Source organism: Mycobacterium sp. ACS1612, assembly GCF_001667505.1.
Classification (GTDB): Bacteria; Actinomycetota; Actinomycetes; order Mycobacteriales; family Mycobacteriaceae; genus Mycobacterium.
Genome location: NZ_LZHZ01000033.1, coordinates 58,556 through 72,034 on the forward strand (window position 1 = coordinate 58,556; position 13,479 = coordinate 72,034).

The window sequence follows — 13,479 nt, forward strand, 5'->3', positions numbered from 1 at the left end:
TTCAGGTTCGCGTCTGGTGGGGTGACTGATCATCACCCTCACTGCATGTTCACCCAGGTGATCCTGAAGATGGTTTGTCCCTGAAGGGGCGTAGAGCCGGATGGGTCATCGCAAGCCGAGTTCCCGTGCTCGGGTGACCGCTCCGCAGATGCGTTCTGTTGTCCTTGCAGAGCGGGAGATTTCGCTCCGCGGGTGTGACCAGTCAGAAACGGAATGGAGACTGCGCCGGTGGCGATCTCGAGGCTCATTTCCTCGAGCCAGAAGAAAGCGACACGCACACAGGTCGGCTCGTTGCCTTCGCGTCGATAGCACTGACCCTGGCAGTGGGTCGGGGTCGGACGCCCGGGCGGCTTGAAAGAGGCGTTGTGGGCTATCGCCGCCTGAGCGCGGCCAGGCGATCGCGCGCAACCTGCGCTATCCGGTCGGGGGGTAAGGCCGAACTCGACGTGCAGTTGTTTCAGCGGCTCCGACGCGCCGAATGTGTGGCGCGGTGGCTGGCGCGGAAAGCCCCGGCGCGTTCTGACGCTTGTTCGGATCGGATGACGTGCGTGACAGCGTTGATCAGTGCGAGGTGGGTAGACGCTTGGGGGAAGTTGCCCAGATGCTGGCCGGTGCGCGGCTGGATCCCCTCGGCGTAGAGGTTCAGCGGGCTGGCGAACGACAGCAGCCGCTCACACAGTCGCCTTGCGCGGGTGACCTCACCGATTTCCGCCAGCGCCGAGACCAGCCAGAACGAGCAGATGATGAATGCGTCTTCCTCACCGGCCAATGCGTCGTCGGTATCCTTGACGCGGTAGCGCAGCACCAATCCGTCTTCGGTGAGCTCATCGGCAATCGTCAGCACGGTGGCATGTATCCGCGCGTCGTCGGCCGGCAGGAAGCGGGTCAGCACGGCCAGCAGCAATGACGCGTCCAGCGCGTCGGAGCCATAGCGTTGAACGAGCACACCGCGGGAATCGACGCCGTTTTGCAAGACGTCGGCCCGGATCTCTTCGGCGATCGCGCGCCAAGTCTGTGCGTACGACTTTTCACCCTGCAGCTCGGCCAGTTTCGCGCCACGGTCGAGCGCGACCCAGCACATGATCTTCGACGATGTGAAATGCTGCGGTTCGCCGCGGATCTCCCAGATGCCATGGTCGGGGTCGCGCCAGTGCTTTATCGCCTCCTCGACCTGCTGCTTGAGCATGAGCCACAATATTTCTGGTATGTCTTCGCGTGATTTGGCATGCACATACACCGTTTCGAGAATCGTGCCCCAAATGTCGTGCTGCTCCAGCTTGTAGGCGCCGTTGCCGACCCGCACGGGGCGGGCTCCGTCATACCCCGTCAGATGGGGCAGCTCCTCCTCGACCAGTTCCCGCTCTCCGCCGACGGCGTACATCTCTTGCAGCGGACGACGTCCACCGTCGTTGGCGTAGGACGCGTCGGCGATGAACGAGAAGAAGTCGTCGGCCTCGCGGTCCAGGCCCAGCTTGTATAGGCCCATCAGAGCGAACGTCGAATCGCGCACCCACGCGTAGCGGTAGTCCCAGTTCCGTTCCCCGCGTGGGGCTTGTGGCAACGACGTGGTGCTCGCCGCCAGCAGCGCGCCGGTAGGCGAGTACGTCAGCCCTTTCAGCGTCAGCGCACTGCGTTCTAGATATGACCTCGACGGGTGGTCGGGGAAGTTGCCCATATTGATCCATTCCCGCCACATTTCGCCGGTCTGCCACATCTTGTGGGTGGCCTGCTCGTAGGTCTGCGGCGGCGGCTGTTCGGACCAGGACAGCGCGACAAAGACGTTGTCGCCCTCCTTCATCCGTGTACGGGCGCGGGCCTCGCGGCCCTCGAGACCCAGCCGCAGATTGGTCGTGAGCGTGAGTTTCGGGTGTGTGTCAGGATCTGTCTGGGCCTGCGCAACGGCCTCGCCGTAAGCGGGGGTGGGGTATCGCCAACTGCCGCCGGCGCGGTTGTAGTCGAACGATGGTTCGCAGTTCACCACCAGCTCGACGGTGCCGCTGACGCAGCGCACAGTGCGCAGCAGGGTGTGCTCGGCGGCCCAGTCCATTGGGGTGCGGCGATAGGTGGGTGACCGCGACCCGACGTCATGCCAGGGGCCCATCACAAGCGCGTCGCGCACGATGAGCCAGCCCGTTCGCGTCTGCCAGGTGGTTTCCACGATCAGGCCGCCCGGCAGATAGCGCCGTGCGGCCGGCACCGACACCCCGTGGGGGCCGAGCCGAAAATGGCCGGCCGACCGATCAAGGAGTGCGCCGAACACGCTGGGCGAGTCCGGGCGGGGTACGCACATCCACTCCACCGACCCTGCCGACGAGATCAGGCAGGTGGTCTCGCAGTCTGACAGGAACGCGTAGTCGGCGATGGGCGGGAACGGATTTCGGCTGGGCGCGGTCGCGATGTCGGGAACCGCACCGGTGTCCGGCACTTGCGACACGTCAACGCTTCGGTTCATACGCAACCGGATCGTCTGATGATCGCACGGTGGCAAGGTCAGGATGAGTGGCGAATGTCAGAACGTTTGGTTGTGACCAATGTACGTCTGCGGGTTGCGTCGATGCGTCCGCAAGCAGCCACAGCGATGAGCCGTCCTTCATCAAGAACCCCCCGTCGGCGGACAAAACGGGAAACCCACCGGCAGAAGCTTCACCGACGCCAGGGGTCGTGATCATGAAACTCAGCGTGGTCACGAAGAACAGCCAGGCGATGACCGCGCCCACTACGGAAGCCTTCGGGAACCACGGCTTGACGGCCAACAGTGCGGCGACAATCAACTCTATTGATCCGGTCAATCGGCCAAAGCCGTCGATGGACATGATGTTGTAGAGCCAGCTCAAAGGGGGGCTATTATCACTCAATGTGAAATCCCTTGGGACTCAGAGGAAGTGAACTTCATAGCGCCGAACCACGCGGTGACTATGACCAGCGCATAGCGGGCGACGAGTGCCGCGATGTCGGTCGTTCGGGAGCTTCTCAGCTCATCAGCCATCCTGCCGGTTGCTTGATCGTGTGACATGCTGTCTCCGCTCATATCTCATTGCGCCGCTGTGGCCCTGCCGAACCATCCCTGTCTGGTGGCGCATAAGGTTGAGGTGGACTCGGTGTTGCCCGTATTGGGTTGGATCACCGATAACCATCGGTCCGCATGGGGTGAATTGTCTTGACCCGGCCGCGTATTTCACCCGGGTGAGAGGCCGACGCCTCGGACGCCTTTTGGTAGCGCAGGTCATCGGCGTACATCTGCTTGTCACTCGGGCGCATCGCCGCGGATGCTGGCATGAATTCCTCGCTGGCCGAGAACCGTGCCACCGCCGGCTGGGCCAACCCGATCGACACCAGCGGCCGGGTAAACAGAATGTTGGTGAGGTATCCCAGTGCGACGGCCCACCTGTTTGCATTACGCGGAATGGCATACAAGTGATAGAGCCGGGTTACGAGTTTCGCGGCAAACCCTGACAGCGGAATGTTGAGCGGATTTGCAACGGCGAACCCAGGACCCAGATCGACAACGGTTCCCAAATCGCGGTGTCGATATTCCCGTGCGCGGCCGTAACCCAGACTCGCAGCTACGTTTTGGGCGAGGACTTTGCCTTGCCGTTTGGCGTGTTGTGCAGTTGGCGGCGTTATCGTTCCAGGGTTGGTGACATCGGGCACGGCCGCGGCGTCACCGCCGGCGTAGACGCCGTCGAAACCGGGCACCCGTAGATCCGACAGGACCTGGAGTCGGCCCTTTTCAGTGGGCAACCCGGTCGCTGCGATAAGCGGGCTGGCGACCACGCCGGCTACCCATGCGACGGTGTAAGTGCCAATGCGGGTTCCGTCGCTGAGGACGACATGATCGGCCGCAACCCGCGAAAGCGTGACGCCGACAAGAGTCTGTACGCCACGCCGTCTGAGCTCCTGCTCGGCTCGTGTGGCCAACTTGTGGGGGAGTTCAGGCATCAACTTTCCTGAGCGTTCGACGAGTATCAACCGGACGTCACCGGGCTGGAATCTGAAGTCGTGCGCCGCCACTGCGGCCATTGCGCATAGCTGGGTGATGAGTTCTGTTCCGGAGTAGGAAGATCCGACGACGACGATGGTCTTGCGTGCGGCCGCGCGTTCACGGTCACCGTCGATGCGCGCCAGTTCGAACTGCTCGATGATGTGGTCGCGTAGGTAGAGCGCCTGCGCTGTCGATTTGAGGCCGCGTGCGTGCTCGGCCAGTCCCGGAATGTCGAACAGGCGGCTGATCGAGCCGGGAGTCAGGACGAGCCGATCCCACGCGAGCTCATGGGAGTTGTTCTCCTGGTCGCGACAGCGCAGCGAACGAGCGGACAAGTCCACCGAATCGACATAAGCCCGAAACAGCCGGACCCCCGGCAGCATGTCGATCAAAGGCACGGTGGCGAAACGGGGGTCGATCGCACCGCCGGCGACCTCGGGCAGGAGGGGGGTGTACAGCAGGTAGTCGACGGGCGAGACCAGGGTCACGGTGGCGGCAGAGCGGTGCCGCCGTAGCAGCCTGTCGAGTCGGCGTGCACATTCGAATCCGGCGAATCCGCTACCGACGATCAGAATGGAGCCGCGCTGGCGCGCGGCGTTTTCGCGCTGGCGGTTTTTGACCGAACCGGCGCGTGTTCGGGTTGGGCGCATGTGATCTCCGTTGGTCGCGGTGCGAGGACTTCCCTTGCGGCGCTTGTCCGCGGGTCTGCAGTGGCGGTCTGTGGACAGGGCGTGTTGGAGGTGGCTTCGCGTAGAGCCGTGCTTCTTTTGATGGAGCCTGTCGTCGCGTCGGGTGAACGGTCATCACCCGCGGATCAGGATCACCCGGGTGATCTGTGGCCCGGGTTCTGGATCACTGCGCCATCGGGCTCCCGCAGCGCAGGGAGGCGTTCGGAGACGAAATCCACAATGCCGCAGCAATCGCCCGGGTGAACAGGCCCCGAAGGTGATGACCAATCACCCAGCCCGGCGGAAACCTCGTCGACAACAGCCGTGCGCCAACCGTCCCCACGCTGCCACAACAACGACGCGCCACACGCAACGACCGGATCAAGGACCACGCAATGAAATACAACGGCCTCCACCGCCATTCACCAAACGCAGGAAGGAAACCTGAACATGGTACAGACGTCGACGCCGAATGCCCCACACCGGAGCTAATCTCAAACATCACTCCGCTGAAGACGACCCCGGCTGTTGTTCGCGCCGTGACCCATCGCCTTGACTTCGCCCCACAGTGTGAGCTGGGGTTCCTTGACAACGGATTCCGGTGCGCCTTGCCGGCGGTGGCGTATGTGGAATTTCACATGGTCGGACACTGTCAACGCTTCGACTGTGATGCGCAGGGCAATGCGTGCGGTTACGTGTGCGCTGATCACTTAGACGCGCTGGACTACACGGCGCGATGCACTGCGGCCGAGATGCAGCCCACGGCCCTGCGGCGACTGTTCAACCGAGTCGCTCGATGCCCAGCCTGTGACAGACCGCTTCTGAGCGAGTCCGACATCCTGCAAGCTGTGGTGATGCTCTGATGGAAAACGCGCGGGCAACTGGGCATTCATTCGTGGTCGCGTCGCTGCGCCTTGCTGTGCGAAACCAATTGGCCCGCAGCTCCTTTCGCCCTGGTAGGTAGGTGCTAGATGACTGCCGCATTGGCACCATCTGCGACGTGAGATCGACTGAGCCGTCATTGCCGGCGCCGACCACGGTTGACGTATCGATCGTCTCGGACGCGGACATGGCATGGATGCTCGCCGAAGCGGTCGATGTGTGTCTGACGGGTCATGAACGCACCATGACGTTTGTCGAATTGGGCTCCGGGGAAAATCATCTCGCGATCGAGCGGATCCTCAACGCGGTGATGTCGAGCCGGATGACGTTGCCGGCCGCGATATTCGATAGGCTTACTTCCTGGCTACGAGGGTACGCCGGCAGCCCAGAAGAGCCGCAACTCCGCGCAATCCTTGCTGAAGTGTGGACGCAGCGGCTCGAGCCGGTTCCGTTGCGAATCCAACAGGCGCAATGTGGCGATGCACGGCGCACAGCCGGTGCTGGGTGCCGCGTCAGCGTGATGCGTTGATGGAGGGCGCAGGCCGGGGTTCGTGACGTCGTCATCGTCGGCTCAGGTCCCGCCGGCTACACCGCGGCGATCTATGCCGCACGAGCGGGACTCGACACCTTGGTGGTAGCGGGCCGTCTGCGCGGCGGCGCCCTGATGGCCGCGGGGCAGTTGGACAACTACCCCAGCTTTTCTCAGCCTGTGTGTAGACCCAGCCTCGCCCGCGCGATGCGCGCACAAGCACAACGTTTCGGCGCCGAGTTCCACACCGGCGATGTCGACGGCTTCGATCTGGAAGGTGAAGTCAAGTCGATCGCCATCAACGACGACCTGCGTCATGCTTCCGCGCTGATCCTTGCGATGGGCGAAGTCAACCGGCCGCTCAACGTGCCCGGAGAGCATGAGCTGCAAGGCAATGGAGTCAGCGACAGCGCTAAACGCGATGGTGATCGGTTCGCCAGCTGCGAGGTCGCCGTCGTCGGAAGCGGCGAGGCCGCTATCGAGGAGGCCCTGTTTCTTGCGCCGTTGGCTGCGGCGTGACGGTCATCCACCATCGGCCCCGACTGCGCGCGTCGACTGCGATGGTTGCCCGGTTGCGCGCTCAGCCCAATGTCGTTGTCCTGGACTCGACCGAAGTGATCGCCATAATGGGCCGACACCGCGTCACAGGGCTGCGCGTACGGCGGGTGCGCACCGCCGCGGAGTACGACATTGGCCTCGCCGCGGTGTTCGTGGCCATCGGTCAGACTCCTCGCTCGGGTCTGCTGGTGGGACTGGTTGACCTCGACGCACGCGGCTATGTCCTGACCCGCGACCAGAGCACCCATACCCGTGTAGATGGCGTTTTCGACGGGCGACCTGATCGACCGCCGGTACCGCCAGGCGGAGCGCTGGATTGCCCAATCACGCACTGCCCCAACCAATGTCACTGTCTGGAAGGACACCGCACGAAAATGACCCAGTCCTATTCGGTCACAGTCACTGATGCCTCATTTATGGCGGATGTCCTCGAGAGCGCCACACCCGTACTGGTGGACTTCTGGGCGCAATGGTGCGGTCCGTGCCGCGCCGTGGCACGAGTACTTGAAGAAGTCGCCGCCGAAAACGTCGAGCGCCTCACCGTCGCCAAGCTCGACGTCGACGCCAACCCCCTGACCGCTCGGCAATACCAGGTGGTGTCCATCCCTACCCTGATCGTCTTCAAGGGAGGCGACCCGATCGCGCGCATCGTGGGCGCGCGCGGAAATCGGCCCTCCTCAGCGAACTCAGCGACTATCTCTGAAACGCTTGGCAGAAGCGTTCGCGCCAAATTCAACACAAGATCCCGATTCCTGTCGTTGTCTCCCAAGCGACTTCACAAGAAGGGCCGGCGTCTCACCCGGGTGAACGAAGTAGTCGGGCGAGGACAGCTCGCCCCGCTGCGCGGCATGCTCAAAGTCGACCGCGATGCGCAGCGAGACCGCGATAGGGAATGGAGACAGCACGGATGGGCAATTCTGAGTTCGATGACGTGGCAGCCCATCTGCTCGAACCAGAAGAGAGCCTGGACTCGGAACAGACTGGTATCGACCTGGACGAAGGCTATTCACCCCCGGAAAGCCCCCGAGAGCTGGGGGCATGGGGCTGATCACCAGCGAAGCGCGCACCCATGAAAGTCTGGCGCGCCGCCTGGCCCGCGAGGTGCCTGACGTGAGCGACCGGTGGGATGGTGACGCGATCGGCGACAGCGCCGATAGCGATGGCGAGCCGATCGACGATCAGGTCGGCGACAGCCGTGCAACTCGGCTCGTCGCCGTCGGCCTCGATCCCAGAAATTCCACTACCGATTACCGCGCCCCACGATGTGGGGATCGACGGCGGTGCTGCGTCGGCTGAGGAAGCGGCCATGCCTATCATCCCCGATGAGGACACCATCGCCGACCAACGATGGAGAGTCCGATGACACCACCTCATCGGCCTAGCCTCGCGCGACTCAGGGTTAAGCGCGCGGTTCGTTATCGGCGTGCTGCGATGGGAGCACCAGCCAGATCGCCCTGTTGCAGCGATGGCTCGACAAGGGCTCACCTGTAACCGCGCGCCCGACAACCGACCACATGTCCAAGAGTTCGGGCCTAGATTTCACCGCCATGTGGCGGTGCAACCACAACCTGATAGGAGAACCGGTGGGCATCAACACCTTTCGTGAGGTCGTCGATATCCTCGACGCGGCGGTCAATGGTCCAGGGACCGAGGTAGGTCCCCCGCACCACGCCTTCTGGCGCGGTATCACTCGGGATGAGTTCGTCGCTAAGAAGCTGCTCGGACAACCGATCCTGGTGCTCGGTGACGGAGCGCACTCGAATTTGATCTTGTCTTTGAAGGGGCAGCCGCCGTTCGGCTCCGGGCCTGGTGCGGAGTTTCCCCGCATGCCAGTTGGTTTCGACCCGGTGCCGGACGACTCCATACATCTGATTGAGCTATGGATCGACGACGGCTGCCCCGACGGGTAGAACGCCGCCGAAGCTGCATAGCAGTCCGCCGAATTAAGCCTGAGCCGCTGGTTTGCCCAGCGTTTTCTCTCGCGGTCACGGTTGTTCGGTTCGGGTGGGTGATGGTTCAGACGATGGATAGTCGACTGATGGTCTTGGTCGCGATCATCCAGGCACTGCGCCTCCAGCCCGAAACTGTTGAGGAACGGAGAACCGACCGCCACGGCATAGAAAGCCGAGAGCGAGTCATGCAGCAGCCCGGGGCACGTTCGCTTCAACTGCGCGCGGCCCCCGGTCGATCCCAAGCCGAACGATGGAGACTTCTATGACCTCGCCCTTTCACCTACGCCCCGTGGCTCAGATACGCGAAATCGTCGAAGGCGAGACCGCGCGAGCTGCCGAGGCAATGCTCTTGCTCAGGTCGCGCTGGAGGACCGCCGACGCCGTTATCGACTTCATTGACACCAAGCTTCGGCCGACGGGATATCGGCTAGTCGGCGCGTTCGAGCTTTCCTCGGGTGCGGCGGTATCGATCATTGGTTTCCGCGAGCTGTGGTCGACCGTGTCGGGGCACTACATGTACATCGACGACGTGAGCACACTAGAGGCAGCAGGTGGAACGGATTTGCCGACGAACTCATCCGCTGGGTGATCGCTGATGCCAAACGCCGCCAATGCGAAGGAGTCCAACTGGATTCAGGCGTTGGAAGCGATAGCGCAGCGGCACATCGGCTGTACATGCGAAACCGCCTGCAGATCTCTGCCCATCACTTCCCGCTGGAAGTCCGCAGCTGACGGAAAAATCCGCGTATCACATCGGCAAATACACGAATACTACATGACGCAACCTGTTTCGGCGGATTGGACCACCGCTGCACATCGAATTTCGGGCCTTCGTGCACTAATCGCGGTAACACCAACTACACAGTGCGCCTATGGCGCGGCGCAATTGCACCGCGCCTACAGCGTTGCAGCGACCTGGGCAATGCGATACCGCGCTCACGGTCTTGGTCTGTGCTCACCCAGGTGATTGACGCTGCGGGGTGAAGACAGTTCACCCCTGGGCGGCCCAGGCTTGACTCCCGACAGACCTGAGCTGCGGTCCAGTCGGAGCCGTCAGGAGAACCAGGAAGGGATCCCGGACATGCATTTTGAGGGCAAGAAGGTCATTGTTGTCGGCGGCAGTGCCGGCATGGGACGGCAGGTTGCGATCGACGTCGTCGAGTACGGGGGCAGCGCGGTGATCATTGGACGCGCGAAAGATCGTGTCGATGACACCGTGGCCGAGCTCACCAGTCGGCGCGGTCAATCCTGGGGGATCGCCGCCGAGCTGACGGACCGATCCGCGGTCACCGATGTCCAGGGCGCGCTATCTGAGCACCACGGGGATGCAACGCTGATGGTCAACGCGGCCGGCTACTTCATCCCAAAACCATTCATGGACTACGACGCCGAGGTCTACGACTCGTACCTCGACTTGAACTACGCGCTGTTCTTTCTCACCCAGACCGTGGTCGCGGGCATGATCACCAACGGTGCGGGTGGCTCGATCGTCAATATCGGCGCCATGTGGGCGCATCAGGCCATCGGCGCGACACCGTCGTCGGGCTACTCCATGCAGAAGGCAGGGCTACACGCCCTCACCCACAATCTGGCCATCGAACTGGCCGGCCATCAGATCCGTGTCAACGCCGTCGCCCCGGCGGTGGTGAAAACACCTCTCTACGAAAAATTTGTCTCCAAGGACGAGATCGACGCCACGCTGGCGACTTTCGCGCCACTGCACCCGCTGGGACGTGTCGGCACCCCGGCCGACGTGGCCAACGCCATCACTTTTCTGCTCTCCGACCAAGCAAGCTGGATCACGGGCACGATTCTCAACGTTGATGGCGGCATCATGGCCGGCCGCAACTAGCCCATTGGACGACAAGCCCCGCATTGATGACGAGGATCACCTGTGACGCACGACTACCACAAGAATCCGGCCGCGATTGACGCGTTGCGCCCCGAGCAGTACTACGTCACCCAGGAAAGCGGCACCGAGCGACCCTTCACCGGCGAATATCTCGACAACCACGAGCCGGGCATCTACGTCGACGTGGTGTCTGGTGAGCCGCTGTTCGCATCTGTCGATAAGTTCGACAGCGGTACGGGCTGGCCGAGTTTCACCAAGCCGCTCGACGGCGACAACGTCGTCGAAAAGTCTGATCACAGCCACTTCATGGTGCGCACCGAAGTGCGCTCGTGCCATGGCGACAGCCACCTCGGGCATGTTTTCGCCGACGGACCCCGTTCCGAAGGCGGCCTGCGCACTGCATCAATTCCGCGGCGCTGCGTTTCATCCACCGCGACGACCTCGATGCGCAGGGTTATGGGGGGCTACCTGAGCCTCTTTGAATCCGCGAAAAACTCAGGACAGCAGGCTGATTCAGAGCTCACGGAGCCGCGACGACGACCACCAACATCGCGATCCTGGCGGGTGGATGCTTCTGGGGAGTCCAAGACCTCATGCGCGAGCTGCCTGGCGTGATAGCGACCCGCCGCTGCGGCGATCTCTGCTCACCCGCGTGAATGGCCTCATGGGCGGGACACTACGCGCGAGGCCCCGACCAGTGGCGTGACCGAAGAGCACGCGTGTTGTCATTTGCAGTCATGCTCCTGCTCACATGACGTTGCTGCGCCGTCACCGAAGCGTCACTGGCAGAAGCGACACCGAAAGGCCAAGAAAACGAACTTAGATTGAGAAGCGACGGGGCAATAGACGGCCGCAGCGAAATGCGTTGTGGCGAAATGCACCTCGCTACATTTAACTGACGATAGGTCGGGCAGACGCGGCGCTGGACCCGCTCACTGCGACGATGCCCACAGTGCGGGTCCTGCTGTACGCTCGCACCCAGCGACCGGCGGCGGCTGAACCGCGAATGTTTGTGTGGCGATGCCTAGCACGCCGGGCCAGCCCGACCTTCCCGGCATGGCCACCGAATCGGCGTTCCTCCAACAACTTCTGTCCGACCGCGTCGAGGTGCTTGGCCTGCCGGACACTGAGGCCGCGACCTCCGCCACCGTCACCGCCGCCCTGCCCCACCATAATTGGGTGCACTTCGCCTGCCACGGCGACAGCAGTCTCAACGATCCGAGAGCCGGGCTCCTATTGTTCTCCGACTGGCGCACAAAACCTTTCACGGTGATGACCTCGCCGCAGCTCACTCCCCAGGTGCGGTATTGGCTTTCCTATCGGCCTGCACCACGGCGCGTACCGGCACCCGCCTGCTCGACGAACCGATCCATCTGGCCGCAGCCTGTCAGCTGGCCGGATACCGCCACGTCGTCGCCGCGCTGTGGCCGATAAACGACGCCGACGCCGCAAGAGTCACGCAAGGCTTCTACAGCACCCTCGCCCAGATGACGCCCGGCACCGCCGATGCCGCCGCTGTAGCCCTGCACCATGCCGCCCGCCAGCTACGCGCCCTCAACCGCCACCATCACAGCCGATGGGCGCCCTACATTCACGCAGGGCCCTAGCAACGTCAGAATCCAACCCTCCGAATACTTCGGCATACCTCGCCGGCGACAGTGCCGCGCTTGCCTCGAAAGCTGTCCGCGGCTTCAGTGTCTTGGGTGAACTGGCACAGCACGCCCGTCGGTTCGGAACGCATTTGAACTGGGTGCCATTACTTCAAGGGGTTAGCTTGCCCAGGAAAGCCGCAATACCTGGTTGATTCGGGCGCGCCAGCGTGCTCTCAATGATTTCTGCACGACCGTATGGTTCTAGGATCCGCCACGAAAATGAGAAAAACGCGTCCGCCATTTCGTTGAGAATTCTGCGACGCCGCTCACTCCGTGTCGATCAGCGGAATGTGCGCCGAAAGAGCATCTGAGCTGGTTTCGCCGTGATCCCATCGCGCTTCATGGTAACGACGATTACTCGGGAGGCATGCTGCTAAATGCGTTGTCGCACAGCAATTGTGGTGGTATGCGACGCTCGATGCGCGCATCAAGCGCCGGGCGACGGAGTCGGTCGTTGTCGACGCGGCGGATGGGTGAAAGCGATTTTTGCAAACCGGTCCACACCGACATAGCGCAACGTTATAGGCCACACGGCTGGCGGTCGGCTCGGTCAGCCCATCACGTCGCGGACCTTGACGGTCTCCAGCCCTTCCAGCAGCAGGCTGCGCGCCACGTCGAGGTGTTTGCGCCAATGCGCCTCGGCCGCTTCGCCGTCGCCGGACCGCAACAACTTCATCAGCCGTCCGTAGGACCGCATCAGCTTGTCGTAGTCCGACTTCGACACCGGCCGGCGTTCCTTGAACAGAAACGCGGTGTGCCGCACGGTGATCTCGTGCAGCATGCCAGCGATGATCGCCAGTGAGGCGTTTCCCGACAGCTCCACCATGCGGCGGTGAAAGTCGCCCGTCGTCTCGGCCAGCCGGCCCGACTGCCACCCGGTGGGGATGTGTTCGGCCAGCATCTTGTCGAGTTCGTCGAACGCCTCCGTGCTGCCGGACTCCGCCAGCAGCCGGGCCGCCATCGGCTCGATGCCCGCCTGGGCCACCATCACGTCGGCGATGGTCGCGCCCGTCAGTTCGAGCAGCAGACCCGCCGGACGCGCGACGATCTCCGCGCCCGGCACCCGCACGCGGGCGCCGGTGCGCGAACCGCGGCGCACCTCGACGAGCCGCTCGGACTCCAGCACCCGGACGGCTTCGCGCAGCGTCGGCCGGCTGACGCCGAAGTGGGCCATCAGCTCTGCCTCGTTGGGCAGGAAGTCGCCGTCCTTGAGCTGACCGTCGACGACCATGCGGCGCAGCGTGCCCGCGACCAGTTCGGCTGTCTTCGGCGAGCGGACCGCCGCGCCGGAGCCGACGCCGTTCGGGCCGATCATCGGCGCCAGCGGTGTGCTTCGCGTCACATCAACTTCTCCCACGCAGTGTCCCCCGAGCTATGCAACTCAGTAAACCATGTCGAACAGGG

General features: G+C 63.2%; 12 protein-coding genes and 4 pseudogenes. 12 read left to right on the forward strand and 4 right to left on the reverse strand.

The genetic code is table 11. From position 1 onward, the window contains the following. Positions 1-457: 457 nt before the first annotated feature. From A5724_RS14325 to A5724_RS14335, 3 genes are all read right to left on the reverse strand, one after another. Positions 458-2,452 (reverse strand): glycoside hydrolase family 15 protein, encoded by a 1,995-nt coding sequence (locus A5724_RS14325; RefSeq protein WP_082965014.1) that lies wholly within the window; start codon positions 2,450-2,452, stop codon positions 458-460. Further along, positions 2,436-2,834 (reverse strand): DUF417 family protein, encoded by a 399-nt coding sequence (locus A5724_RS14330; RefSeq protein ID WP_232004828.1) that lies wholly within the window; start codon positions 2,832-2,834, stop codon positions 2,436-2,438. The genes A5724_RS14325 and A5724_RS14330 overlap by 17 nt, the downstream gene beginning before the upstream one ends. A gap of 286 nt (positions 2,835-3,120) precedes the next feature. Continuing rightward, positions 3,121-4,554 carry an NAD(P)/FAD-dependent oxidoreductase gene (locus tag A5724_RS14335; protein ID WP_067802907.1) on the reverse strand — a complete coding sequence of 478 codons (1,434 nt, stop codon included), beginning with the start codon at positions 4,552-4,554 and terminating at the stop codon, positions 3,121-3,123. A 1,096-nt stretch (positions 4,555-5,650) separates the two neighbouring features. Here A5724_RS14335 and A5724_RS33065 point away from each other — a divergent pair. From A5724_RS33065 to A5724_RS33760, 12 genes and pseudogenes are all read left to right on the forward strand, one after another. Further along, positions 5,651-6,061, forward strand: a complete 411-nt coding sequence (locus A5724_RS33065; protein ID WP_232004829.1) for a tryptophanase — start codon at positions 5,651-5,653, stop codon at positions 6,059-6,061. A 69-nt stretch (positions 6,062-6,130) separates the two neighbouring features. Then, complete coding sequence (locus A5724_RS34560) at positions 6,131-6,580, forward strand: NAD(P)/FAD-dependent oxidoreductase (protein WP_232004837.1); 450 nt, start codon at positions 6,131-6,133, stop codon at positions 6,578-6,580. 413 nt (positions 6,581-6,993) lie between these two features. Then, a pseudogene (trxA, locus tag A5724_RS33075) lies at positions 6,994-7,322 on the forward strand (thioredoxin). Between the two features lie 335 nt (positions 7,323-7,657). Beyond that, on the forward strand, positions 7,658-7,915 hold the full coding sequence (locus A5724_RS34565) for a hypothetical protein (RefSeq protein WP_232004842.1): 258 nt from the start codon (positions 7,658-7,660) through the stop codon (positions 7,913-7,915). Beyond that, the gene (locus tag A5724_RS34570) at positions 7,884-7,982 is read left to right on the forward strand and encodes a DUF5709 domain-containing protein (RefSeq protein WP_232004838.1); all 99 of its coding nucleotides are present in this window, start codon (positions 7,884-7,886) and stop codon (positions 7,980-7,982) included. Before A5724_RS34565 ends, A5724_RS34570 begins: the two co-directional genes overlap by 32 nt. A gap of 220 nt (positions 7,983-8,202) precedes the next feature. Then, on the forward strand, positions 8,203-8,529 hold the full coding sequence (locus A5724_RS14360) for a hypothetical protein (protein ID WP_232004830.1): 327 nt from the start codon (positions 8,203-8,205) through the stop codon (positions 8,527-8,529). A 304-nt stretch (positions 8,530-8,833) separates the two neighbouring features. Further along, positions 8,834-9,160 (forward strand): hypothetical protein, encoded by a 327-nt coding sequence (locus A5724_RS14365; protein ID WP_232004831.1) that lies wholly within the window; start codon positions 8,834-8,836, stop codon positions 9,158-9,160. Between the two features lie 492 nt (positions 9,161-9,652). Next, on the forward strand, positions 9,653-10,423 hold the full coding sequence (locus A5724_RS14370) for an SDR family NAD(P)-dependent oxidoreductase (RefSeq protein WP_067802646.1): 771 nt from the start codon (positions 9,653-9,655) through the stop codon (positions 10,421-10,423). A 42-nt stretch (positions 10,424-10,465) separates the two neighbouring features. Next, positions 10,466-10,905 (forward strand): annotated as a pseudogene (gene msrB / locus A5724_RS14375) (peptide-methionine (R)-S-oxide reductase MsrB). A 66-nt stretch (positions 10,906-10,971) separates the two neighbouring features. Continuing rightward, positions 10,972-11,049: pseudogene (locus A5724_RS34190) on the forward strand (peptide-methionine (S)-S-oxide reductase); the annotation flags it as partial. A gap of 394 nt (positions 11,050-11,443) precedes the next feature. Next, a pseudogene (locus tag A5724_RS35160) lies at positions 11,444-11,635 on the forward strand (hypothetical protein); the annotation flags it as partial. Continuing rightward, the gene (locus A5724_RS33760; protein ID WP_082965017.1) at positions 11,599-12,030 is read left to right on the forward strand and encodes a CHAT domain-containing protein; all 432 of its coding nucleotides are present in this window, start codon (positions 11,599-11,601) and stop codon (positions 12,028-12,030) included. The pseudogene A5724_RS35160 and the gene A5724_RS33760, both read left to right, overlap by 37 nt. 595 nt (positions 12,031-12,625) lie before the next feature. On the opposite strand, the gene A5724_RS14385 is transcribed toward A5724_RS33760, so the two are convergent. Continuing rightward, entirely contained in the window at positions 12,626-13,417 is a 792-nt protein-coding gene (locus A5724_RS14385; RefSeq protein ID WP_067802652.1) for a FadR/GntR family transcriptional regulator, read from the reverse strand. Between the last annotated feature and the right edge of the window lie 62 nt (positions 13,418-13,479).

Bases quoted from the DNA above. Each gene is read 5' to 3' on its own strand.
- A5724_RS14325 (WP_082965014.1), bottom strand. From the start codon at position 2,452: ATGAACCGAAGCGTTGACGTGTCGCAAGTGCCGGACACCGGTGCGGTT.
- A5724_RS34565 (WP_232004842.1), top strand. From the start codon at position 7,658: ATGGGGCTGATCACCAGCGAAGCGCGCACCCATGAAAGTCTGGCGCGC.
- A5724_RS14365 (WP_232004831.1), top strand. From the start codon at position 8,834: ATGACCTCGCCCTTTCACCTACGCCCCGTGGCTCAGATACGCGAAATC.
- A5724_RS14370 (WP_067802646.1), top strand. From the start codon at position 9,653: ATGCATTTTGAGGGCAAGAAGGTCATTGTTGTCGGCGGCAGTGCCGGC.